Genomic DNA, 25346 nt, shown 5'->3' with positions numbered 1-25346 from the left:
GAAGCAAGCTTTATTCGATTATTGCTGCGGGCTGCTCTCACGCCACTCTCCCCCTAACCGTCCAATGCGGATTGTCTGAACACGCTCGGCGACACGCCCGTCACGCGCTTGAACGCCCTGCGGAACGAATGCGAGCTGTTGTAGCCTACCTTCGCGGCGATCTCGTCGACGGTCAATGCCTCGTGCTTCAGTAATGTCGATGCATGCTCCATTCTAACGTTCTCCAGATAATCCGACAAATTGACGCCGGTCACTTCCTTAAATAGCTGCGAAATATATTTCTCCGGCCGTTCCACTTGCTCTGCAACCCGGTATAACGTCAGCGCGGAATCGCCGTAGGCCGATTGGACATAAGCCTTAATCGCTTCGATCGTACGCATATGGCTGTCGTTTTTCCGGCTGCGCACCACTTCGCACAGCGTTTCCATGACGCCGTCCAGTTCCTCCTGAATTATCTCCAGCGGTTCGGAAGGCTGAATGGCGATAATCCGGTTTTTCGTCTCCTCGAACGATTCGGCTTCCATGAATACCTTCTGGTCGAGCAGCTTCAGGAACGTACCTTTCATCTCTCCTGCCAGCTGCCCCTTCATTTCGTAAGAAAGCTCCCGCTGCTCCGTATTCTGGGACACGATAGAAGCCAGGATCCGCCTGGCCTCATCCAACTCTCCGGCGCGCACCGTGCCGATCAGGCGAAGCTCCAGCTCCAGCGGGTAATGGTAGGTCGCGCTCTCATGCCGCGTATCCTCGAACCAGGTCAGCTCCTTGCGGTTCTGGTGAACGGCCACATCCAGCGTTCCCTTTGCCTGCTCGTAGGATTGGCTCACCTCCGTAATCGTCTGGAACAGCCCGCCCAGCACGACCGTAACGGAGATACGGAACTCCTCGAACGCGCGGCGGGACACGCTCTCCAGCGTCTTCGACACCTCCTCCTTGCCGAGGCCCGACGCCCCCTCCAGATCCGGAAACGCGAACAGGAAGACGATCTTATCCGAACCCGTGTCCGTCATGCGGACGGAGCTTCCGGAGTCGATAAGCGCTTGCTTCAGAATCAGCCGGGCGGCGTTAAGCTCGTTAAGCACCTCTACGTTGTCGAGCAGCGGGTAGCCATTAATCTGCAAAATGCCGACATACCCGACGTCGCCGTTTAACCCCGCGTTCGACTGGACGGCCGCGGCGATAATTTCGTCGCGGGTCTGGAATTCGCCCGCAAGCAGCCGCTTGAAGAACGCATCGCGCACGAGCGGCGCCTGGCGGACGACCTCCGATTCCAGCCGCTTGTGCTGCGTCAGCATTTGGGCGATATTGCCGTGCAGAAAGTCGAACTCGTTGCGATGGGCCCCCTCCTCCTGCCCAGGTCCGAACTGCTCCTTCATCACGCCGATAATGCGAATGATGGGGGCGCTGTTCCGGTACGACAGCAGCAGGCCGACGATGAGACCGACGAACAAGGCGATGCCTGTCACCGTCCAGGAGATAAATTTAATTTGGTTGGCGCTCTCCATCAGCGCAGCCTTCGGAATACCCGCGCGGTACACCCAGCCCGTTGTATCCGACTTGATCGTAATGACGAGGTCGTCTTCATAAAATTGGCTCAGCTTCCCGCCATCGAAGTCCCTGTCCATCGCGAGCGCAGTTACCTGCTCCTCGTCCGCCCCGCGCAGTCCCACCGTGTGCCCGTCTCCGTCAGCGATATGGATCCAGCCCCCGTAACGATCCGTAAGGCCGGACAGCGGGTCGGTAATCATCTTCTGATCGATCAGGACGACGGCAACCGCCGGCGAAGCTCCGTTGAAGCTGTCCAGAGGAAGCGACTGCATATACGTTACGACCGAAGTTTCGGTCTTGTTCTCCATGAACGGCCTGAGCGCCATAATTTCGCTGCGGTGGGTCGTCTCCAGCACGCCGCTTTTCCACTCCTCGAACGGCATGCCGGGGTAATGGTAGTTTTCATAATAATGCTCCGGACGGAAGTAAGCCGAGCCCGGCGTCAGCACGACGTCGTAATTGCTTAAGTAGACGTAGAATTGTTTCAAAAAGTCGTTCGTCTGTCCGAACGTCAGGACGTCCTTCATCATCTTCCAGATGCCGTATACGTTGGATTGGCTGCCCGTGCCGTTCTCGTTCATCAGAATTCCGAGATCCTGATTGATGGCAAGCTGCCGCGTAAACCCCTCAACCTCGGCCATTCGGCGCTCCAGCAACTCCTTGCTCTTTTGCAGCTGCGTCACGCCGTTCTCGATGGAGACGGATTCCGTAACGTTAATGGCCGTCTGATACGACATATATCCCGCGATGCTGGGTATGATCAGGATGATGAGATATGATACAAGGAATCTCCTGAACACTCTGGAATACCTTGGCAAGACGACTCCCCCTCCCGATGACCATGTTGCTTGAGAGCGCTATCATAACCGATTGGCGGATTTCCCGCAAGCCTCCGGTCGGCTTCTCCCATTATCCCCCATCTCGCCCCCTCAGGCAAAAGAAAAGCAACTGTCGTGTCGGCAACAGTTGCTATCCCACGCTGACGTTTCTTCAAACGAAGACCGTCTTAACCTACATCCGCTGCAACATTGTTGCTTGAAGCTCGCCGTCCAGCTTATACGCGCGATCCGCCTCCACTTCCAACGTCACCGTTCGTCCGCCCGAGCAGACGACCAGCGTGCCGCTTGCGCCCGGCAGGATCGTCGCTTCCGCCAGACGTCCTTCCTCCCAGCGCATGTCCACGATCGTATTCCCTCTGGCGCGAAGCCCTTCCGCCTTGCCCGACGGCCAATTGGCAGGCAGCGCGGGCAGCAGCCCGATGGCGCCTGCATGGCTATGGAGCAGCATCTCGCCGATCGCCGACGCGCCTCCGAAGTTGCCGTCCGCCACGAAAATATTCGTCTCCGCTCCGGCGATTCCCGGCTTGGAATACGTGAGGAGGTTATCGAAGCAAAGCTGGCTGATCAGGTAAGTCAGCTGCTTATGCGCATTCGCGCCATCGCCGAGTCTTGCGAAGCTGGCGGCGAACTGGGCGAGCGTGAACTCCACGTCTTCGAGCCCTTCGCGTCCCATTCGGCGTTGCAGCGTCGTCCTTGCCGCTTCGCTGAGCTCCGGCGTCCCTTGCGGAGTAATTTGCGCTCCCGGGTACAAGCCGTACAGATGCGACAGATGGCGATGATCCGGCTGCGCTTCGCCGAAGTCCTCCAGCCACTCCTGCAGTTGTCCATTGCCGCCCACCTGCAACGGAGGCAGCTGCTTCATAGCCGACTTCAGTCTCGCTCGCAGTTCCTCGTCCACCTCCAGCGTCGCGGATGCATCCGCGCAGAAGTCGAACAAATCCCGAACCAGCATCATATCCATTGTTGCCCCCATGGACAGCGCATATTCCGGACCTTCCGTCCGCCCATTTGGATAGAAGCTGTTCTCCGGCGAATTGGACGGCCCTGTGACAAGCCAGCCATGCTCCGGGTGCACGACCATATAGTCTAGGAAAAACAGCGCCGCTTCCTTCAGAACCGGGTACGCCGTCTCTTTCAGGAATACCCGGTCGAGTCCGAACTCGTAATGCTCCTTCAGCTGCATAGCAATCCACAGGCCGCCCGTTACATTCATGCCCCAGTTCAAGCCCCAGCCCGGCGAAGAGAAACCCCATGCATTCGTGAACACATGCGCTACCCAGCCCTCGCTATCATAGAAGGTTCGCGCCGACGAACGTCCCGCCTCGGCCAGCTTCGCCACGAACCTCGTCAACGGCACTTGACATTCCGCCAAATTCGCCGCCTCCGTCGGATAATAATTCATCTCCGTATTTACGTCGAGATGATAGTCGCAGCTCCACGCCATCCGGTTCGCTTCTCCGTCATTCCATAACCCCTGCAGGTTCAGCGGCAGCGGAGAGTTCTCGCGCGACCCCGCGATGGTCAAGTACCGCCCGTACTGATAAAACAGAGCATACAAAGCAGGGTCGTCGCCCTCACCGCTCCGAAGCAAGCGAAGCCGCTCGTCAGTCGGCAGCGCGGATCGGCCGCTGTCGCCTTCGCCGAGGTCCAGGCGCACCCGCGCGAACAACTTGCCGTGATCCGCAATATGCTCCGCTCTCAGCGCCTCATAGCTTTGACCTGCTGCAAGCTCTATCGCTTGCACGCTTTCGGCTTCCCAATCGGAATCCGTCTTTCCGTAGTCGGTCGAAACAGCCACATAAATAATGGCCTCGCCGGCGCCCTCGATGCGAAGCCCGTTGCCCTCGCAGGCAATAGCGCCTCCCTTCGCCGCCACATGCACGATGCCGCTGGCGAAGACGCCGCAGGTCCCGTCGCTATGCACGTCTTCCGTCGCTTGGCTCCGGAAGCGGATGTATCCGGCTGCGTCGGCGCCGATCGAGAACAAAGGCGTCCGCCCGCTCAAGGCGAGCCGGAACGACAACCCGCCCGTCTCCCCCGTCGTGAGCCGCGTGACAAGAACATCGGCAGCATGCGTGGCGAAAGCCTCGCGTCTGCAAGGCGATCCGTTCCGGCTGTAGGCATGGGAGACAATTGCCTTCTCCAAGTCCAGCTCCCTGGAGAAACCATCCGCCCCTCCCCCCTCATCGAACAGAATCTCCAAATCCGCCAGCGTCAAATGCGTCCCGAAGTTGCCTTTCGGCGGCTCCAGCGTCGCTCTTGCCAGACGTTCGCCGGCCTCATAGTCTCCCGCGAAAAACCGTTCGCGCATTTCGGCCAGAGCCGCCTTTCCCCCTGTCGCGCTCTGCGGCTCCTCGGCACGGCCCGACCAGAACGTAACCTCGGTCAAGCTCCAGATTTCCTTGTCGGGGCCGCCCTGAATGACGGCTCCCAATCTTCCGTTCCCTATCGGCAATCCCTGCTGCCAACCCGCGGCAGGGCTCGTATATTGCAGCTTCATGTCTCCCATATCGCACCATCCTGTCTACACTCTATGTTAGCGCTTTCCACAAGAAGAATGGTACCGAGAATAACTCGTTCGCGTAAAGGTACAATTCCGGTTCCAGGGGTACGATTCTCCGCCTGTTCGCCTGATATCCCTTGCGGGGCGCGGCATCCAGCCTTCACATCCCACAATGTCGCCCTGGCGGAAATTTCTATTCGCTTATTTAATAGTTGAAATTCTTATCCGCAAAATCCATAAAACAATGCCAGTCGTACTCCTTCAAGTCATGTCCGCCTGTACGCAGATGATAACCAAGCTTCTCGCCGTGTATCGGAGTCTCCGGCTGCGGGAATGAATGCTTGCCGAGCCCTGGAGCGCTTAATAATTGATACGCCGGCTCAGCAAGTTTCAAGGAAAGAAATTCGGACTGCGGATCTGCCCAAGTATCTTCTGTTGCACTGGATACATAAACACTGCGAGGAGCGATTAATGAGAGCAGCATGTGCTGATCTACCGGAAGCTCATTTTCTCTGTCATTATATTTTTTGTAATTTTCCGCAAACCAATGGGGGAATCGTGTATTAATATGATAAATCGTTTCTCCTTTTTTCCCTCTGGAGATAGCGGCGCCCGTGCTGCCGGAATTATTGCTTACAATCATGGCGAATCTTTCATCCAACGCGCCAGCCCATAGTGCAGTTTTCCCGCCTCTGGAATGACCGACCACAGCAACCCGATTCGCATCAAGATCCGTATCCGTGACCAGGTAATCCATAACCCGGCTGGCTCCCCAAGCCCATGCCGCAATTGTTCCCCATGCATCGGAAGGACGCGGCGCATCCGGCGTAGCCGGTTCTTCGAAGATGCCATGAACGCCATCGCGAAAGCCATCATGCTCATCCGGATCCACATCCTTCACATGAAATACGGCTGCCGCATACCCTCTGTCAACAATAGCCTTTGCAGGCCAAAACTCATCCTGTTCCTCTTGATCGAGGTCCAAATAATCATTATTTCTATTGTTGATCAGCAGAAATACAGGTGCCGCCTTATCGGTCTCGATGGCGTTTGGCACAAATAACAGCAGAGGAATGACGCCCTTGCCGTACGGACCTGTAAACATAATATCCACTTTCTTGCGGGTGGCTTTGCCTCCCATATAACCTTTTTCCTCTACCACATGAAATCTGACCGATAATGGCTGAGGCTCTCTGCCATACACATGAGTGCGAAATAGCTCCAAAATCTCCAGACGCCTTTTCTGTACCCAATCTGCTGCGGTTGTCACTTGAATTCCATTATTGCATACCAACAAATCAGGCAAAGTCGCTAACCGATTGTCCATGATTAATCCCTCCTCATCATGCACATGGTACCAAGGAAGCTCCTTAGATGCCAGCCCTAAAGTAAAATATCGAATCCACTTTAGAGTGAATGTTAAAACGACAGGATGCCGCCCCTTCCATTGGGGGCGACATCCTGTCGTTTGGTACTATAGCGGGATCTCTCTACTTCACAACGCTCGCCAGAACGTTGTCGATCATCTGACCGTTCGCGATCGGCCCCGTGTACAACCAGCTCGTGTCGGCCCCGAATTCGTGAATGTTGCCGTTCTTCACGGCCGGGATACCCTGCCATACCGGATCCTTCAGCGCCTCGGCACCGTCGCCGTCGCTATTAATAAGGAAGATATGGTCCGCGTCAAGCTGCGCCAGCTTCTCCAGCGAAATCGAGTTCCAACTGAACTCCGATGCGTCGGCAATCTCTTTTACCGTTGCCGGCACTTCCAAGCCAAGCTCCCCATACAGAACGGCTCCGCTGGATTGCGTGTCGCTCACTACGAAGAAGTTGTTCCCTGTGAGCCACAGCGCTGCCGCGGACTGGCCTGCCGCTTTGCTCTGAATCGTTGCTTTAGCCTCCGCCGCCTTCGTCTCATAATCGGCGAGCACTTGCTGCGCCTGCTCCGCCTTGCCCAGCACTTCGCCGACTTTCAACAGCGCTTGGCGCCAGTCGCCGTTCACTTCGTCGCCCAGCGTGAAGGTTGGGGCGATTTGCGAATACTGATTATACTTGTCGCCTTCCACCGTGCTTGCCATACCTGTAATAATAAGATCCGGATCGAACGACAACACGGCTTCGTAAGGGAGATCATGCGGTATAGCAGGAATGTCGGCCAGATACTCTTGCAAGTAAGCTTGCGTTCCGTTCGGAACCGACCACTGCGCTACCGGCTTCACGTCCAGTGCGACGAGGTAATCTTCCAGGTAAGAAGCGATGACGCGTTTAGGCTGGGCAGGAATGGTTACCTCATGGCCTAATCCGTCCGTCAGCTTGAACTCTGTCGGTTGACCGGAGGCTGTTGGCGCATCTGTTGCTGCAGTTGTTGCGGTCGGCTCTGCGCCGTTATCCGCCCCGTTATCGTTATTCGCCGAGCCGCATGCCGCCAGCAGCAAGGAAAGCAATAGTATTCCGGCTAGTGTACTTGTTGATCGTTTTGTTTTTCTAACGTTCATGTTGCAAATTCCCCTTTGTTACATATGTCTCGGTATGTATGATTCGCCTATCCGAGCTTATTAATGATAACAATTATCATTATCGTTGTCAAATATCCTTTTAATAGCAATCCGAACTTTCTTCCGAGCAGGGCCGGCGGACGCAAAAACAGCCTGCCCGTTATACGAGCAAGCCGTTAATGCCTTTGTTTCGGTGATCATCTAGCTTGCATGTTGGCCGACCAGCGCCCAGTCAGCCGCCGTGTAATTGCCCATATGCCACAACGATACGCCCTTCAGCCCGTAGTACTTGGCGAGCCATATCTTTTTGGAGATGCTTTGCGCATCCTCGTAATAGACCAAATGACTGCCCCGCTCATCCGTAAATTCCGCTTGCTTTAGCAGGTGCGGCGTAGACCAAGTCGTCTTTACGCCAGGCATGGCGAGCCGTTTTTCGACATCCGCAATCCTTGGCTTGTACACGGGTCCGGTAACGCCATTCGGCGCCGTTATCCACTGATTGGCCTGCTTGGACACGCCCAGCACCAGCTTTTCCTTCGGTATTGCCTTCAGCGCCGTCACGACCGTGTCATTGACCAGCGGAAGCGGCGCCGATGGCAGCTTGCTCTCAGCATGTGTGAAGTCGTACGCCATCAGCACCACCGTATCCGCCAGCTTGCCGATCGCCCCCAGATCGTAACCGCTATAATAATGAATCGGCGGAACTGCGACCGACAAGGTTAACGTGCCTAATTGCTCCTTCAATTCCTTCAAAAATGACGTAAAATCCGTGGCGCTTCCCGCTTCCCTCAACCCTTCGAAGTCAATTTGAACGCCGGTGAAGGTGTAGGCCGGATTACTTAAGGTCGCTAACAAGGAATCGATAAACGCTTCTCTCGCCGGTTTGTCCCTAAGGAAGTCCTTGAGATCCGAGCCTGCGTAGAACACCATCAATTCCTTCGACGCTCCCGCTTTATCAGCCGCCTCCACTACTTCCCCGAAGCCGTTCGGCACTTTATAATCCCCCGAACCGGTGTTCAGCTTGGCTGCGCCAGCCCCGTCATACTGCAAGCTGGACCAGCCCAAAATGACGTTCGACAGCTTGTCCATTTGTCCGATGGCCGGATAAGATTCTATCGCATAATAGCCCGTAAAATCGATTTTCCGCCCTGCGATCCGGCTGTCCAGCAAGCGATAAATGACCGCCGCGGCCTGCTTGCGAATGAGCGGCTCCTTCGGCTTAAAACCGGTAGAGTCGCCTTCCATAATTCCCAGACGCGACGCGTAATAGACATAGGGCTGCATAGCGACATTAATAGAAGCGGCGTCACCGAATGCGCGGGAATCCCGCTCCTTCAGCCACTCCGTTGCCAGCCATGCTTCTCTTTGCTCGACAGAAAGCTTCTCCAACTGCGATACGCCGATCAGCATCGCGACCTCTTGTCTCGTAATAGTTTGGGACGGAAGAAATCGTCCCTCCGAATCTAGCAAGCTTTCAAGCCAGGCTCTATCGAATGCGGCGGCAATATAAGACGCGGACCAGCGGTCCTTGGCCACGTCCGCGGGTATACTCCCGATTGGCTGTCCGCTTTCGACTTGCTCGGCTACAACGAGCAGCTTCACAAATGCCTCCCGCGACAAATCCATTCTTGGCCTGTATGTCAAATCCTCGTAACCGTTAATGATGCCCAGCGCAGCCAACGTATAGATCGGATCCAACGCGTAGTCGTTCTCTTCGTCTTGAAACGGCTTCAGTTGGACATTGTAGGCCATTGCGGGGCTCGCGAATAACATCATCGCTATCATCGTTAACAACAGCGTTAATCTCAATTTCATTCCCAGTATCTCCTCTCCGGCAGCTTCATAGAGAAGCCGCCAAGAGGTTAGACGCTGATTGGAGGCGGATAGTTGCTCTTATACATGGTTTCGCACCCCCTATGATTTCTGTGTACTTGCCGGCACCCAACACTTAAACGTGCTTCCCTTGCCCGGCTCGCTGGTCACCGTAACGTGTCCGCCCATCATGGCAAGATAGCGATGGCTGATGGCGAGACCGAGACCCGTGCCGCCGAACTTGCGGGTCGTCGAGGCGTCGGCTTGCGTAAATGGCTGAAACAGCTTCTTCTGCTGCTCCTCGCTCATGCCGATCCCGGAATCGGCGATGATAAAGGCAAATCCCGCCTGTCCGCCTGACGTTTCCGAACAAGCCTCGAATCTTACGTTGCCCTTAAGCGTGAACTTGCCTGCGTTGCTGAGCAGATTAAGCAAAATTTGGCGCAGCTTCGTAATGTCCGTCTCGAATTCGCCGCTCGCGGTGACCGTCTCAAGCACATTGCCGTTGTTCTCGATAAGCGGCCGGATCGTCGCCGCCACTTCCTGCATCAGATTCCCGATCTCTACCTTCTCGTAATACATCTCGACCTTGCCCGCTTCAATCTTGGAAATATCGAGAATATCATTAATCAACATCAGCAGATGAGTGCCTGCCTTTCGAATCTTGTCGAGATCGTCAATGAACGTTTTCGCTCCCATCTCATCTGCTTCTTCCTTCAGCATCTCGCTATAACCAATAATAGCGTTTAACGGCGTCCGCAGCTCATGACTCATGTTGGCCAGAAACTGGCTTTTGATCTGATTGGCTTGGATCGCTTCGTCCCGTGCATGCGACAGCTCCATCGTCCGCTCCTTGACCAGGCTCTCCAAATGGTCATTAAGCTCGCGCAGTTCCTCATTCATCTTGAGGATCTCCGCGGACTTGTCTTCGATCTCCGAATCCTTGTAGGAGAACTTGTTGGAGATAAAGATCCCGATTAATGAAAGCCCCAACGTAAACAACGTGCCGCCCGCAATGAAATACGCAAGCCACTTCTGGTCGAGAATAAGGCCCGAGCTCTCTCGCCCGCTCATCCCGTCCAGCGGGAACGACGCAGCGATCATGCCCACATAATGCATGCCGGCGACCGCCGCTCCCATGATCATGCCGCTGCCGACTTTTTTGAACCAATACTCGCGACTCTGCGTCCCTTCCCTCCGAAAATAAAACGAAAGCCACAGCGCCGTAATCGCCGCTATCAGCGCGATCAACACCGACAATCCGACGTACAACGGCTCGTATACAATTTCAATCATCATGGCTTCCATGCCGATATAATGCATGGCGACGATGCCCGCCGCCAGCAGCACGCCGCCCGACACGATACGCTTAATCCCGGGCTGTGTACGTCCCACGATATGCAAGGCAACAAACGATGCCGCAATTGCGACGATCACCGACAACACAACGGTAGGCATATGGTAGGCGATGGGAACCGGCAGCGAGAACGCCAGCATGCCGACGAAGTGCATGGACCAGATCCCGCTACCCATCGCGCACGCGCCGAACGACAGCCAAAGCCATCTTCGCGGTCCGAACGTCGTACTGATCCGATTGACCAGATCCAGCACGGTATAGGAGGCCGCGATCGCTACTATATAGGAGAACAGCACAAGCAGCATGTCGTAAGTGCCGTGGTTATGGTGTTGCATCGAGTTCCCTCTTTCCGTTCCTAGTATCCCTGGCAGCCTGGCAGATAAATCCTTACTCTCATTCGACACAAAGCGAATTATTTCCTCCTAAAGTTTCACAGGTCATCCTCTATATCGCGTGTCATGACTTTTAACCTATGTCGAAAGCACAAGAATCTGGTCGTAAAATATCGAATTTACATTTATAATAGTGAGAGAATGGCAAGATTAGGATGGACAGACGGGAATCCTCTCCATTCCCCTATTACATAAGCAAATGAGGCCTACCATGGACGAGTGGAAGCAAAATGCCAAATTCCTGATCGTAGACGATCAGGAATTCAATATCAGCCTGCTGCACCGCATTCTGACTCGTGCGGGATATACAAATCTCGTGACAACTACCAATCCGCTGCAACTGGAGGTCTTGTATCGGGAGCACCGCCCTGACATCGTGCTGCTCGATCTTCATATGCCGGAGATGGACGGCTTTACCGCTATTCGATGTCTGCGTAACTGGAACGAAGGCGAATATTTGCCTATTCTGGTACTGACAGCCGACGTGACGCCCGAGGCCAAGAAACGGGCGTTGCATGAGGGCGCGAACGACTTCATCGCCAAGCCGTTTGATCGGACGGAAGTTGTGCTGCGCATTCAGAACTTCCTGGCCACACGATTCTATCATCTGAAGCTGCAAGAAAGAAACCAAGATTTGGAGCAACGCGTACGTGAGCGAACACGAGAGCTCGAGCTCGCTCAGGCGGAAATTCTCGACGTGCTTGGCCGCACGGCGGAGTACCGCGACGATGAGACGGGCCAGCATACGAAACGGGTCGGAGACTTGTCCGCTCGTATCGCCCTGGGGCTGGGACTTACTCCCGAGGAGGCTGCACTGATCGGCAGAGCCGCGCCGCTCCATGACATTGGCAAGATCGGCATTCCGGATGATATTCTGCTTAAGCCCGGCCGCTTCACTTCCGAGGAGTTCGCCAGGATGAAGGAGCATGCCGATATTGGATCCAGCATCCTGCAAGGGAGCGTCTTCCCCGTTCTTCAGGCAGCCGGCACGATCGCATTGACGCACCATGAAAAGTGGAACGGAAGCGGCTATCCAAACGGATTAAGCGGCGAGGACATTCCGCTCTACGGGCGAATCGTGGCAATCGCCGACTTCTACGACGCCCTCACGCACGAGCGACCGTACAAACGGGCATGGACAAGAGAGGAAGCCATCTCGGAAATTATAGCGCAGTCCGGGCAGCATTTTGATCCACGCGTGGTTGAAGTATTCCTTGACATCATCGGAAGCGAAGCGCCGTTTAATATTGCCAGGAGGGATTAGGTGGATGAAAGAACGGAACGGGGTTAGCGATAATAGGAATGAGATAGATGTACTCCGCAGAGAGCTGGAGCTCGAGCGGCAAGCCCGGCTGGAAGCCGAGCGGATCTCGGAGGAGAAGTCGCACGCGATCCATGATCTCAACCAGGAGCTTCATCAATTGAACGAACAGCTGGAAGTGCTCGTTCAAGAGCGGACGATGGAGTTGTCCCAAGCGCGCGATGCAGCCGTCGAAGCGAACAAGATCAAAAGCCAGTTCCTCGCCAATATGAGCCACGAGCTTCGCACGCCGCTTAACGCCATCATCGGCTACAGCGAGATGCTGGGGGAAGAAGCCGAAGAAATGGGAGAAGCCGCCTTCTCGGACGACCTGCACAAAATACATAAAGCGGGGCAGCATTTGCTCACGCTGATTAATAGCATATTGGACCTATCCAAGATTGAGGCCGGCAAAGTAGAGCTTTATCTCGAAACCGTCGACCTTCATTCCCTCATCGCCGAACTGGTTGCGACCGTGGATCCTCTGATGGCGGCCAACCGCAACCATTTGCTGCTGGAGGGGCTGGACGATTGTCCGGATTCGATCCGCTCGGACGCGACCAAGCTTAAGCAAATTTTGCTCAACCTGCTCAGCAACGCTGCCAAATTTACATCGGACGGCACGGTTACTTTATCCCTCGCCAGCGAGCAGGAGCTTGACGTGCCTGGTATAGCCTTCCGCGTGCAAGACAACGGGATTGGCATGACTCCGGAGCAAGCGGAAAGCGTATTCCTTGCGTTTAAGCAGGCCGATGCTTCCACGACCCGCAAATTCGGCGGAACGGGGCTGGGACTTGCCATCAGCCAAAACTTGTGCACCATGCTGGGGGGCAAAATCTCCGTCGAAAGCGAGCTCGGAGAGGGTTCGACGTTTAAGGTCTGGCTGCCTCTGCAAAGTAATGGCGAGTCAATGCCCGGCGTGTCTTTGGCGTCGGATATTTCCATGCTGACGATACCCCAACCGGAGGTTCCGGCTGGATATGCCAGTGAGACTAGCGATGAGGGCTCCGACTTAACGAATCTCATCGCTGCCAATGGAGTCGGCACCGTCCTCGTCATCGACGACGATCCCGCAATGCTCGGATTAATGCAGCGTTATCTCGGTCAGGAGGAATGGACCGTTACGCTTGCTCAATCCGGCCGGGAAGGCTTGCGTCTGGCTAAACAGCTGAAGCCTGATGTCATTTCGCTGGATGTGCTTATGCCTGGCGTTGATGGCTGGAACGTGCTCACCATGCTCAAAAACGATCCCGAACTGGCGCATATTCCTGTCGTCATGATTTCAATGATGGACGAGCAGCGACTCGCTTACGCCATGGGTGCCGCGGAATACGTAACGAAGCCCGTACAGAGGGATCGGCTCATCGGTATTATCGAAAAGTATGTGCAGGAACGACAGTCCCATTCCGTGCTGGTCATAGAAGACGACGCGATCACCTCCGACATGATGACAAAGATGTTAAGCAAGGAAGGCTATAACGTGATCCAGGCCGATAACGGCCATCATGCGCTTAGCCTGCTGGAGCAGGATGCGCCGCATCTCATTCTGCTTGATCTCATGATGCCCGAAATGGACGGGTTCGAATTTTTGACGGTGCTGCGGCAGCACGACGCATGGCGGGACATCCCGGTCGTGGTCGTTACGGCCAAGTCGATTACAGATGAGGATCGCGAGCGTCTAAGCGGCTATGCCAAAAACATACTCAGCAAGAGTCAATTGGAGCGCGAAGCGCTGTTGACCGAAATTCGAAGACTCATTGAGCTATCCGGCGGGTCTGTAAAGGGGGTTGTGGAGGATGGCTAGAATTCTCCTTGTGGAGGACAACGAGATGAACCGGGATATGCTGTCGCGCCGGCTCATCCGCAAAGGTTTTACCGTGGACATGGCTGTTGACGGCCGGCAAGGTGTCGAGCTTGCTTCGGCGATCCAGCCGGACCTCATCCTGATGGACCTCAGCCTGCCGGTCATGGACGGCTGGGATGCCATTCGCGCGCTCAAGGCAGATCCCGGCACAAGGAACATCCCCGTCATTGCGCTTACGGCCCATGCCATGACGAGCGACCGTACTCGAGCCTTCGAGGCGGGCTGCGACGACTTTGATACCAAGCCGGTGGAGTGGACGAGGCTGCTTGGCAAGATCGAGGCGCTGCTTTCTTCTTCGCTGGCTTAGACGTTCGGGGGCTTCAGGGCCCATGCACCGCAATTTAGAAAAACCGTCAGGATCGTCCTGGCGGTTTTATTTGTGCTAGCGCCAGAAAGAAGCAGCGGCGTCCCCCTGTCTGTTCGGTCTCTCGAATAAGAGGAAAAACTCCCTCTGATTCCCTCATCTCCGCCCTTGCTTGCTTTTTAGAGGGAAATCCTACCTCTAATTCTGGCCGAATCACTGTTTTCGGGTCGAACCATCCCGATTAAAGGGAGGATTTCCACTAGCGTTGCATTAATGCTTCCACACTCACGTTGTAACACTACAACGTGCTGATTTTCACAAAGTTTTATGTTACCTGCAATTAAAAGACAGCTCCACCTAAGCGTAGGCTACCTTTCCAAAAAAAATTACCTATTTCTTTTCTTTGGCTGTTGTACTCGCACACCAGGCGTTTCCGTGGCTTCTCGCAGCTTAGGTGGACCCGTCTTTCGTTTGGTTACCTTACAGGCTTTTGGGATTCTGTGTACTTCTGTCAGAAAGGCCGACCACCTCTTCGTCGCATACAAGCGAATGAGTCGGAGAATATCCCATGTTGAATGCGTCGTATGGAGCTCACGTTTAACCAGATACGATAATCCGTATCCGACCAATGCTAGATAAATATGATTCCACACCGCATCCGGTTGATAGCTGTAGAGTTTGGCGAACTTCAGATGCTGCTTCAGCCATTTAAAGAACAGTTCAATTAGCCAGCGATTGCGATAGACGTCCATCAGTTCTTCTGCAGGTAGGTCATGTCTGGTTGTTGCGATCCGATAAAACCGGCCTTGATCATCGTAGAACTCAATGAGGCGTAGTGGTGTTCTCATTTTAGTTTTAGGCTGGTTACCGAGGATAACCACGGCATCGCGAACGATGGTAGAGCGTTCACCCGTGGACGGTCTTTCGCTTTGAACCTCGGCGTAGTGATGATTCGCAAGCCGAATGACGAAATCGATTTTGTTCGTCACCCATTTCTCCATCCTGACATAACAAACGTAACCGCGATCCATGACATAAAGCACGTTGGGATCGACCACAACAAGATCATCCGACCCTGAAAAGTCGCTTATGTTGCCCGTGGAGGGCACGATATGGTCAGGATACGCGGTATGCTCATCGATAAACACCAAGCGAGTATGAACCTTTACACTGTTTTGTTTCTCCGTCACATACGCCCAATCGCCTAAGACAGGCGGCATGCGAAGGCTTGTGGAATCGACGATAGCCAACACGGGCTTCTTTCCCTTTAAAGAAGGTTTGATCGGCTTTCGAAGGGCATGCACCACGGCAGCAAACAAAGCTTGTGTAATCTCGACGGGCAGGCTATTCATGCGACGTGAAAGCTGAGACTTGCTGATGCTTTTCACTTGAAACTCAGCCTGAAACCCTTCATCCGAGCGAATAGCGCTTTCTATGGTACGAAGGGAGTCCCAGTTCAGCAATTGCCCGGTGATAAAAAGTTTGAGCAGCTGAACCGTTTTGAACTGTTTCCGGTAATCCAGAAAAGGGGCAACAAAATCTTGCAAAGGTAAAAGAGAAAGGCATTGACGAACGACCTGTTTATCCGATACACTCATTACGGCTACTCCTTTGTATTGGGTGTATGGATCGGTATCCTACCTCATTACAATGGAGTTTTTTTCATGCTTTGTCCATGAAAAAGGAACACAAAATTACAAAATTAGTTACTTTTAGAAAATTTATTTGCAGTGTAAGCTTTGATGCAACGCTAGTGGAGGTTTTCCTTCTAAGCGGAGCCGATATTCCGATTTCCCCAGAATACAGGGAGATTTTCCCTCTATTTTCCGATGCGATATACGGTGGGCCTCTTGGAGATGAGCGACCTTAAGCTTTGCAAGGCAAAGCCCTATGGCGGCAAACGTGAACAAAGCGGGCTTATTGACCAAACTAAACAGGTGTGCGGAACTGAGCGACGTTATTTTCGCCAAATCAACGGTTTCGAGTACCCTTACGGAACTGAGCATTCTTATTCCAACCCAATCGCGCTCCATCCCCTTTATCATCAACCAATAAGGTCTCTGAGTTCCGTAAGCCCCGCCTTTCCCCCTCCATACGATGAAATAAGGGCTCTGAGTTCCGTCCCTCGCTATCGCACACGTACGCACGCCGTAGCGACAACGACTGAACTCGCGCTACACTCAGATTTCCGACAAGCTCGGGAACTTATAAATTCTATTGTGGTAAATAAAACCGCCGGACGAATCGCCCTGGCGGTTTTATTTGCTGTGGAGTTCGCGTACTATGACAGCGAAGCGCATTTATACGCTACGAATTACACGTTTGTGTCAATTTGATAATACTTCAGGGTGTTCAGTGCTTGCGTCAGGCTGCTGTAGGGTTGGCTCTGATTCGAAGTGCGCAGATAACCCCACATCCCCTCTCCGGATTGAAGTATTACTGCCGGCGGGATGCCTATAAATGCCAATGTGGATTCGAATCCAGGCTTTACCTCTTTATAATCGCTCGAAGCCAAAAATTCATTTAATTCCGCCAGCTTCGCATTCAGCATGGCCTCGTAAGCCGTGATGGAGGAGTCGTATCCGCCCTGCGGTTCACCTTCTGCGTACAGCCTCAATATTTTTCCGCCGTTGTCAAACAAACGAATACGGCCTGCATTGCTGTATAAGCTCATATTTTCAATGACAGCCCCCTCGGAAAGGTGAATATCCCGATAAGAAGGCGGCATCTCCTCGTTGCCGTTCCATTGAGCGTCATTGTACAAAGCAACAGACCTGTAGGTTCCAGCCAATTTCAAGACACCGGGTCCGTTCACGGTTACATATGACACTTCCGCTGTCGTTGACGGCCACAGCTCCAGTCTCGCTTCATTCGAATCATTAACTTCAATATCGACAGGGCCTGCCAAACCGTTCATGATCAGTCCTCCGTCAGCGGCGTAACCCACGTCCAGAATGGTGATCAGTGGAGTTATTTCTTGTTGCCCGCCGTAAAAGCTCACACCGTCGCCCAACACAAGCGAGCCATTGGGAATATCGACTCTCAGCTCTCCGGTTATGACGATATTTTGTAAAGTATATGTTCCGCTGCCGCTTCCCCGAATCGTCAAGGATTCTACCGTTGCCGGCTGCTCAGGATCGGTTGGACCTAACATTTTGTTCTCATTGCCGTACACGAATTGCGTTACATACCCATTATCGTTCCACTCCGCCTGGACAGGCTGTTGAATCGTAAAGGGCAGATCAGCTACGTCTTCGTATAATCCAACGGCCCCGCTCTCCCAATCTTCCCCATACTGGAAGCCCCCATGGACGGTTACGCTAGCTTCTCCCGGATGGAAGGCGGTCATGTCCCAATAGGACATATCCTCACACCCATACGGCATTGCAATGCATGACAATAAGGAATTGATCGGATAATAACGCTCGATGACTTCATCTCCGATGGTCTGACTGATCGTAATGCCGCTGGCCTGTTCGAACCAATCCGGCCAATCGAACGACTCGGGACCTTCCGGCCACTCTCCCTCTCCTTCATTGCCTTGTACTGGTGTAGGTATAAAACCGCTATATACAAATCGCAATGGCTGCCCATAAGGCATATCCTCAATCGCGAGATGCGCCTCTTCCTCGAAGCCGGATGAAATGTTGTTCGGCAACTCACTCCAGTCCCTCAGCCAGTCTCTGATGTTCAGCAGGGAGTACAGAGTGCCCTCTTGACCTTTCAGTCGGTCGAACAGCAAATACATATACGTCATTCGATCCAGTTCGAATCCCGCCGCTTCGAGCGCCTGCTTGAATCCGGAAAGCTCGATGCCCTCATCGGGGTTAAGGCTGTCGGCTGCGTCTAATATTGCTTGTTTGCGGTCTTCAATTAGCTGTTGCGCCACAAAGACCGAATCGGTTGCCCCCACCTGCTGGCCAAATCCGATGTCTAGCAATATGCCCTGCAGATCCAGTTCAACTCCCGGGGCGTTAATCTGAACCCGTGCCATCACTTTGGCATCAGGGGCAATATGCAGCGATGCAGCCGTAGCGTTCGCCGTAACAATTACATCTTCTTGGTACACGCCGCTCAACAGCACTTCGCCGCCGCCGGATATCTGCAAGCTGCCGGCGCTCGCCGCCTCTTCCAGACGAATAGCAGCCCCATCGGACTCTCGCAATTCAATCATGCCGTCATGTTGCGCGGAGCTGGCAAAGCCTGTACCCGCCGCTCCCGGCGAATCTTCGCCCGGCTCCGTCACCGCAACCAAGGGCTGAAAGCCGCCGCCTGTCGCAAAATTTCCCGAAATGCCGTCAATATACGTGTTTCCCGTTACCGTGACCGAATCCTCTAGCACGACGCTGCCAGCTGGCAAATCAATAACCAGGTCCCCCGCAATGGACAGATTACGTAACCTATAGGTTCCGCTGCCGTCTCCGGCAAGATTCAGATTGCCCGGTACCTCCAGCAGCAATTCGGATTCGGATGAAGGACCAAACTCGCGGTCTTCCGTGCCGACTATCGTTTGTGTGATCTGATCCCTGTCGGTCAGGTCAATATCGCCGCTAAGCCAATCCGTAGGCAGCAGCTCGAATGAATGGATGACATCGTCGAATCGTTCGCCCGCTAACAACCTTAGCGTGTAGCTGCCCGCGCCTGCCGCCTCGAAGATGGAACCAACCAGCTCGAGACGACCTGCGTTGAGCGTCGCCAGACCGAAGTCTTGTTCTCCTTCTGAATTCACTGCAACCGTGCGCAGCGGATCGCCTTCTGTCGATGATTCATGGTAAATACGAACCTCGTATACTCGCTCGGCCCATTCCTGATAGTCCAGGTTTTCTCCGTCAAAAGTGAAAGCAAGGATCGGCATATCGGCAGAAAGCTCGCCTTCCGTCTCCAGTGCCGGGCCCGGTTCTTTCAGCTCCAGCACTTCGGCAATCGCTCCCCACGCCAGCTCCCATGTAGCGAAACCGGCGCCGCCCTGCTGATTCTTGCGCTTTGCGAGCAATTGCTCGGCATGCCACAGATACGCGCCCGCATATTCCTCTTCTTGCAGGAAAGCAAGGACAGCCTCGGCATTCGCTGCCTGGTTCAGACGGCTGAGCTTCGCTTTGTCCAGAATGTCCTGATCTACCTCAATGCCGGAACCCGGCACGATATGGCCGACTTTGTTTGATATATCGTTAAGCGAAAATTCGTTTGCGTTAATGGCCAACGTTCCGGTAAAGAGGGCGGTGGAATCTACCGTCATCGTCACATTCGGCACATTGACTTGCACCGTGCCTGTAAATTGTCCTTTCAGGACAATCGACGCAGCGTTCCCCTCAATCATCACTACTCCGTCGTAGCGGCCTTCGAGCACGATCATTCCGGAGCCCGTAATGCGAACCGTACCGCTGCCGGCATTCCCTTGCAGAATGACCCGAGCGCCATTATTACTGTCCTGCACCTCGATAACGCCCTCATGAGACGCGGAGCTGTCGAATGTGTTCGCCGCCACATCCACAATCGTCGTTGTACCCTCTACAGAGACCGAATCCAGCAGCACGACGCTGCCGTTCGGAACCGTGACGGACAAGTTGCCCCTAACACTCATATTGCGTAGCGTATAAACGCCGGTCGCCGTGTCGTCACCAACAATCGTCAGATTGCCAGTCACCGTCACTGTTTCTTCGGAAGGACCGTAAGTCGCGTTCGCGCTGCCGCTTACCGTTTGCTCCAGCGAGCCCTCTATCACACCTGGCTGATTAATCGCCGGAGGCGTCGGAGTCGGCGCTGGCGTGCTCGGAGTTCCGGCATTGGTCGACGACGGCGTTGGCGTAGGTACGCCAGCCGCTTCCTCCAGCTTTTTCTTCGCCTCCAGGAAAGCCTTGAGCTTTTCTTCCTCCAGCTTCTTGAGGTACTCTTCCTCCGCTTTCCTCTTCTGCTCCTCCAGTATCTTTTGACTTGCCTCTTGTTTTTGGCGCGCCTGCTCCGCCAGCTTGGCCAGCAGCTCCTGCTGCTTCTTTTGCTGCTCCGCCAAAGCCTGTTCCTGCTGCTGCTTTAACCGATCCCGCTGCTGCTTCAATTGCTCGGCCAGACGCTGCTGTTCTTTCTCCTTGTCCGTCAGCACGGGCTCCTTTGCATTGTCGAGATCAATTTTTTTGGCGAGGCTGCGATTGGCTTCCTCCACCAGCTTCCGAATGGTGTCCGCATCGACCTTATTCTGCTTGATCGCTTCTTTAACCGCGTTCGCCACAAAATGTTCGAGATTTTGGCGGAAGCGTTCCAGATCCTCTATCGAATTAACATTTAAGCCGTCCGCTTTCTCTGGATCAAGGCTGGAGTTGGGGCCAAGTCCTTGGCGCAATCGCTCCAGAAGCTCTTCATTCTCCTTGTCGATCGCCGCCTTGTTTTTGATAATCGCCTCAATGACGCCGGGTCCGGCACCCTGCACAAACTGCTCCAGATTGACGAATACAACCTCATCCTTCTCGGACTGCTTCTTCTCGTCGAAATACGTATTCAACATCTGGCTCGGATAGATGGTAGACGGCATATCGTCCTTCTTGCCGTTGTTTTTCGAGAATACCTGTCCGACCCCCGAGGCGATCATGAACATCGATTCTCCGGTTAGCGGATCGACCGTTACAAACAGGTTCGTGCCGCGCACGCCCATGACCGCTGTCGGCGTCTCGACCTCGAATTCATCCTCGGTAGAGACAAGCGTGCTTGCCTTCACCCACATGCTGCCCGTCCACAGCGTAAAATTGGATTTTTTCTTGCCGCTCGCATCGCGCAGCTCGGATATGTACAGCGAAGAGCCGCCGCCTAACGTCGCTTCGTCCGAACGATCCTGCACCCTGATCGTCACGCTCGATTTATCGCCCGTTTTCAGATGGTCTCCGGCATTAAGCGGCATATCCTTATACGCCTTAAAATATTTTTTGCCCCCTGCTTTCTTGACCTCGACGGTGCCCGATACGGACACGATGCTCGCAATGCGAACAGAAGCCGCCGCGGCGCGCTCGCCTATCGGGGCCAGCGCCACGCTCGCCAGCAAGGTAAGGAACAGGACGACCGCAACAAAGGAGACGCCCCTTCCAAAGGAATTCCTTACGCCGGCATGGACTGATCGTTCGCTTAAACGCATAACCTACAGCTCCTCTCCATCTGTTATCGGACTGCGAATGATGACCGTACGCGACGCGGCATGCCATTGCACATCCAATTCTATCAATTCGCTAATATAGCGGACCGGAATATAAGAGACGCCGTTCTGGACGAACGGAGCGGCATCCAGCTTGACCGTCTCCGCTTCTCCGCCATTCCTGCGAACCGCGGCTTCCTTGCTGTCCAGCTTGAGCGTGATCTCCAGCTGCGCCTTCCGCAGCAGAACCTCGCGGGTATCCGGCTTATAGTCGACCTCGTAGCCAAGCGATTCGGTGACCGCCCGCACCGGGGCGAATGTTCTGCCAGCCAACAGTTTGGAAGGCGTCTTAAGCTCCTCAGCTGCCGCGCCGGTCACGATCCGTACCGACGTATCGCCCTCCTGCCGCTCCGGCAGACGGAGAAGCGATATGGAACGAATGCGGTTATTGTAGCTGTCCGCCGCCAGCAGCTCGCCGCTCGGAGCAAGCGCCACCGCGGAAGGCGCCTGCAAAGCATGGCTGCTCTCGATGCCGTCCAGCCAGCCGCGCTCCGAGTCGCCCGCTCCAGCGATCGTGGATACTTTGCCATCATATAAATAACGTATCGCGTGATTCAACGAATCGGCGATGAGCAGCCCGCCCTCCGGCGTAACCGCAAGACCTCGCGGAAAGCTAAAGCGCGCATTGGCCGCCGCTCCGTCCGCATACCCTGCGGTCGCATAGATACTTCCCGCTTCGAAATCCGGCGTGCCGCCCGGTTTGCCTCCGGCCACCGTGGACACTGTGTTGCTCGAGAAATCGATATAACGGATCAATTGATTGCCGGTATCGCTGACATACAGATTGCCCTTGGCATCCAGCGCCAAGCCGGAAGGCTCGTTAAACAGTGCCTGCGCCAGCTTGCCGTCGCGATAGCCGCCGCTCTCAACCAAAAGCCCCGGAATAATCTCGCGTCCCGCTGTCGGCGACTCGTTTAACGTCGTTACGTTGCCGTCCGGCGCGATGCGGCGAATGAGATGATTAAGCGAATCCGCGACGTATACGTTGCCGCGATCGTCAACGGCCACAGCCTGCGGGTAGTGGAACCCCGCGTCCTTGCCGCGGCCGTCCGCATCGCCGATCACGCCGTTGCCCGCCAGCGTAGTCAGACGGCCTCCGGGCGAAAGCTTGCGGATCGCATGATTGCCGGCATCGGCAATATACAGATTGCCAGAGGCATTCGCCGCCAGCCCGACCGGCTCGTTAAGAGCCGATTCTCCGGGGAGCCCATCGTTATATCCGCCGATTGGCCGATACAGCTCGTTCGTCAGAAATTTCAGCCCGGCTGCGGTGCTGATCTTGCCGCCCGCCAGCTTCCTTATCTGATGGTTGTCCGTGTCGGCTATGTATACCGTCCCGTCCGGCAGCACGGCCAAGCCTTGCGGGGCGCGCAAAGAAGCGATATCCGCCGCCGCATCGCCGTCACCCGGTTCTCCCGAGGCTGCCATCGTGCCGACCTGAAGCAATAGCTGCCCTTCCTCGCCCCGCACTCCGTCCTTGATGCCGAACGGCTGCTGTCCCGCCGCAGACGCAGCGGCAGGAGCCATCGTCAGCCCCCAGGCCAGCGAGACCCCAAGCAACGCCGTTCCCCACTTTCGTGACATACGGCTAATGTTCTCTGCCCTATCTCTTATATGCATTTCTCACAACCTCCAGACTCTTATCTACTATCCTTATTGAAATCTATCGATAAATAAACATGATGACATCTATCTAATTGTACAACAAATTTCGACGTTATTTTCGAAAAATATCTTTAAGCATTCCCGAATTATACCACCAACGCGCTAATCCTGACTGTAACCCCGATTACAATATTGAAGTTCAAAAGATTATTGGGCAGACTTCAAATCTACCACCTCATAGAGCTTGACGGGCACGCTTTTGCCTTTCATCATCCGCTCGCCGATGCAGTTGTACACGAAGCTCCCCTTCGTTCGCTCATACGTCTCCTCCGATACCAGGATCTGGTTGGGCTGCGTATTGGACTCGATTCGCGCGGCGATGTTGACGTTGTCGCCAATCGCCGTATAATCAACCCGCAGGAAGGAGCCGATATTGCCCACTACGACCATCCCGGTATTGACGCCGATGCCGACGCTCACCGTGATGCCGTGTTTCTCCTCGATCATGCGCCGCACTTCCTTCATCGACTCCTGGATGTCCCATGCCGTCCGCACGGCGCGATACTCGTGATCCGGCACATCAAGCGGAGCATTAAAAATAACCATTGCGGCGTCGCCGATAAACTTGTCAATCGTCCCTTTGTTGTCGAGCGCCTTGCGCGTAATCATATCGAACATCGTGTTCAGGAAGTCGAGCACCTGCTCCGGCGGCAGCTTCTCCGACAATGTCGTAAATCCGCGAATGTCGAGGAACAGAATCGAAAGCTCCTTGTTAATGCCGCCCAGCTTGATCTCCTGGTCGCTGCGGGCGATTTCGCGGACCAGATCCGGCGAGAGGTAACGCCCGAATTGCTTCGTAATAAAGTTTTTTTGCTTGTTCTCGAGGAACGACTTCAAGGTAATATTGACCAGGTAACTTAGCAGCAGCACGACCAGCGGCTCCACGGCGTTAAAGTGCCAATCCAGCCATTGGAAGGAGGCGTATTGCGCGGCCAGCAGAGCTAGCGCCGTTCCTGCAGCCAACAGGCTTCCCGTCATCGTGCGGAAACGCCAAGCCACCAGAGGCATAAGCGCAAACATCAGGAGCGAGATCAGCGAAATCCAAAGGCCGTGCAATTCCCGGATCGTCTCGCCTTGAAGCAGCTGGTGCAAAATATTGCCGTGCACGTACACCAGCTTCATCTCGCTCTCCACCGTTGTCGCGCCCGTATCGTAGCCGACCGCCGTAAAGCCGACCAGCACCAGCATGTCGTCGAAATTTTCCGCAGGGAAGTTGCCATTATACACATCGACGAACGGCACCGTCCAGAAATCCCCGGACACCATGTTGTAATCGATCAAAATTTCATCTCTTGCATTCATATTAAGGAAAGGCTCAACATCGGCTTCGGCCATGCGGGCCATCTGCAGCGCCAGCGAAGGCATCGGCCCGTCGTCCGGCTGTCCGAGCTGCAGCAGCGTGCGGCGTATTACGCCATCCTTGTCCAGCCGCGCGTTAATATGCGCCCGATCCGTATGCTCGGCGAACATCGGAATGGGATGCACCCATTCCTCGGGCTGCAGCAGCGACTTGTCGGACGCCCCTTCCAGCGAGCGCGAGAATTCACTCTCCGTATTGGCGTAGGATGGCAAAATAATGCCGTCATGCCGCTCCAGAGCCTCGGCGAACGCCGCATCCGCCTCCGGCACGCTCTCCGATGTAAACAAAATATCGAAGCCCACAGCGGCAGGTTCCGTCTCGGGCGTATACATATGATCGAGCAGCGTTGCGTATTTATCTCTCGTCCATGTATTAAAGGCGCCCAGCTCCTGCAGCGTATATTCGTCTATGGCGACGACTATAATACGCTCGTCGGGCATCTGCGACTTCGACTGCGACATATTGTAGCCGAATAATGCCCGGTCGAGGGGCAGCAGAAGCTCCATAAGCATCAGCAGGCACATGACGAGCAGTACCCCCGCATTGCCGATCAGCGCCAGCTTGCGCGCCGTTTTTTTCATAGAAACGCACTCTCCCTGCCATTGTTAATAGTCTATCTATCATTGTAAACTAGTTTTACATTTTCCGACATTCCCCAAAGTTAACTTGTTGCAAGCTTTTACACGAACCTACCAAATAGGACATCCTTGTCGAAAGTCCTCGAATAACTAGGTCG

Annotated in this window: 13 protein-coding genes; 3 read left to right on the top strand and 10 right to left on the bottom strand. The window is 54.6% G+C overall.

Features of this window, described 5'->3' with window-relative positions:
* Positions 1-53: 53 nt before the first annotated feature.
* The 6 genes from H7F31_RS07970 to H7F31_RS07945 form a co-directional block, all read right to left on the bottom strand.
* Positions 54-2363, bottom strand: coding sequence for a helix-turn-helix domain-containing protein (locus H7F31_RS07970; RefSeq protein ID WP_187103701.1), 2310 nt, complete (start codon positions 2361-2363; stop codon positions 54-56).
* Positions 2364-2556: 193 nt separating this feature from the next.
* Complete coding sequence (locus H7F31_RS07965) at positions 2557-4893, bottom strand: glycoside hydrolase family 95 protein (RefSeq protein ID WP_187103700.1); 2337 nt, start codon at positions 4891-4893, stop codon at positions 2557-2559.
* Between the two features lie 199 nt (positions 4894-5092).
* On the bottom strand, positions 5093-6214 hold the full coding sequence (locus tag H7F31_RS07960; protein ID WP_187103699.1) for an alpha/beta hydrolase family protein: 1122 nt from the start codon (positions 6212-6214) through the stop codon (positions 5093-5095).
* A 163-nt stretch (positions 6215-6377) separates the two neighbouring features.
* Positions 6378-7382 (bottom strand): iron-hydroxamate ABC transporter substrate-binding protein, encoded by a 1005-nt coding sequence (locus H7F31_RS07955; protein WP_187103698.1) that lies wholly within the window; start codon positions 7380-7382, stop codon positions 6378-6380.
* Between the two features lie 201 nt (positions 7383-7583).
* Complete coding sequence (locus H7F31_RS07950) at positions 7584-9197, bottom strand: glycosyl hydrolase family 18 protein (protein WP_187103697.1); 1614 nt, start codon at positions 9195-9197, stop codon at positions 7584-7586.
* A gap of 99 nt (positions 9198-9296) precedes the next feature.
* The gene (locus tag H7F31_RS07945) at positions 9297-10886 is read right to left on the bottom strand and encodes a sensor histidine kinase (RefSeq protein WP_187103696.1); all 1590 of its coding nucleotides are present in this window, start codon (positions 10884-10886) and stop codon (positions 9297-9299) included.
* Between the two features lie 268 nt (positions 10887-11154).
* Here H7F31_RS07945 and H7F31_RS07940 point away from each other — a divergent pair, with 268 nt between their 5' ends.
* Genes H7F31_RS07940 through H7F31_RS07930 form a run of 3 tightly spaced genes read left to right on the top strand, consistent with a single transcriptional unit; the run spans position 11155 to position 14414 of the window.
* Complete coding sequence (locus tag H7F31_RS07940; RefSeq protein ID WP_187103695.1) at positions 11155-12207, top strand: HD domain-containing phosphohydrolase; 1053 nt, start codon at positions 11155-11157, stop codon at positions 12205-12207.
* A gap of 4 nt (positions 12208-12211) precedes the next feature.
* Positions 12212-14047 (top strand): hybrid sensor histidine kinase/response regulator, encoded by a 1836-nt coding sequence (locus tag H7F31_RS07935; protein WP_187103694.1) that lies wholly within the window; start codon positions 12212-12214, stop codon positions 14045-14047.
* Complete coding sequence (locus H7F31_RS07930; RefSeq protein WP_187103693.1) at positions 14040-14414, top strand: response regulator; 375 nt, start codon at positions 14040-14042, stop codon at positions 14412-14414. The genes H7F31_RS07935 and H7F31_RS07930 overlap by 8 nt, the downstream gene beginning before the upstream one ends.
* Before the next feature lie 383 nt (positions 14415-14797).
* Here the strand turns inward: H7F31_RS07930 and H7F31_RS07925 are convergent, their stop codons facing one another.
* The 4 genes from H7F31_RS07925 to H7F31_RS07910 all read right to left on the bottom strand — a co-directional run bounded on the left by H7F31_RS07925 (position 14798) and on the right by H7F31_RS07910 (position 25191).
* Positions 14798-16009 carry an IS4 family transposase gene (locus H7F31_RS07925; protein ID WP_187101017.1) on the bottom strand — a complete coding sequence of 404 codons (1212 nt, stop codon included), beginning with the start codon at positions 16007-16009 and terminating at the stop codon, positions 14798-14800.
* A gap of 716 nt (positions 16010-16725) precedes the next feature.
* Complete coding sequence (locus H7F31_RS07920; RefSeq protein WP_187103692.1) at positions 16726-21528, bottom strand: FecR domain-containing protein; 4803 nt, start codon at positions 21526-21528, stop codon at positions 16726-16728.
* A gap of 3 nt (positions 21529-21531) precedes the next feature.
* The gene (locus tag H7F31_RS07915; protein WP_187103691.1) at positions 21532-23205 is read right to left on the bottom strand and encodes a stalk domain-containing protein; all 1674 of its coding nucleotides are present in this window, start codon (positions 23203-23205) and stop codon (positions 21532-21534) included.
* A 192-nt stretch (positions 23206-23397) separates the two neighbouring features.
* Positions 23398-25191, bottom strand: a complete 1794-nt coding sequence (locus tag H7F31_RS07910; protein ID WP_187103690.1) for an adenylate/guanylate cyclase domain-containing protein — start codon at positions 25189-25191, stop codon at positions 23398-23400.
* Positions 25192-25346 lie beyond the last annotated feature (155 nt).

It is taken from the genome of Paenibacillus sp. PAMC21692, assembly GCF_014303795.1.
In the GTDB taxonomy this organism is placed as follows: domain Bacteria; phylum Bacillota; class Bacilli; order Paenibacillales; family Paenibacillaceae; genus Pristimantibacillus; species Pristimantibacillus agaridevorans.
This window is presented reverse-complemented; position numbering and strand designations above follow the sequence as displayed.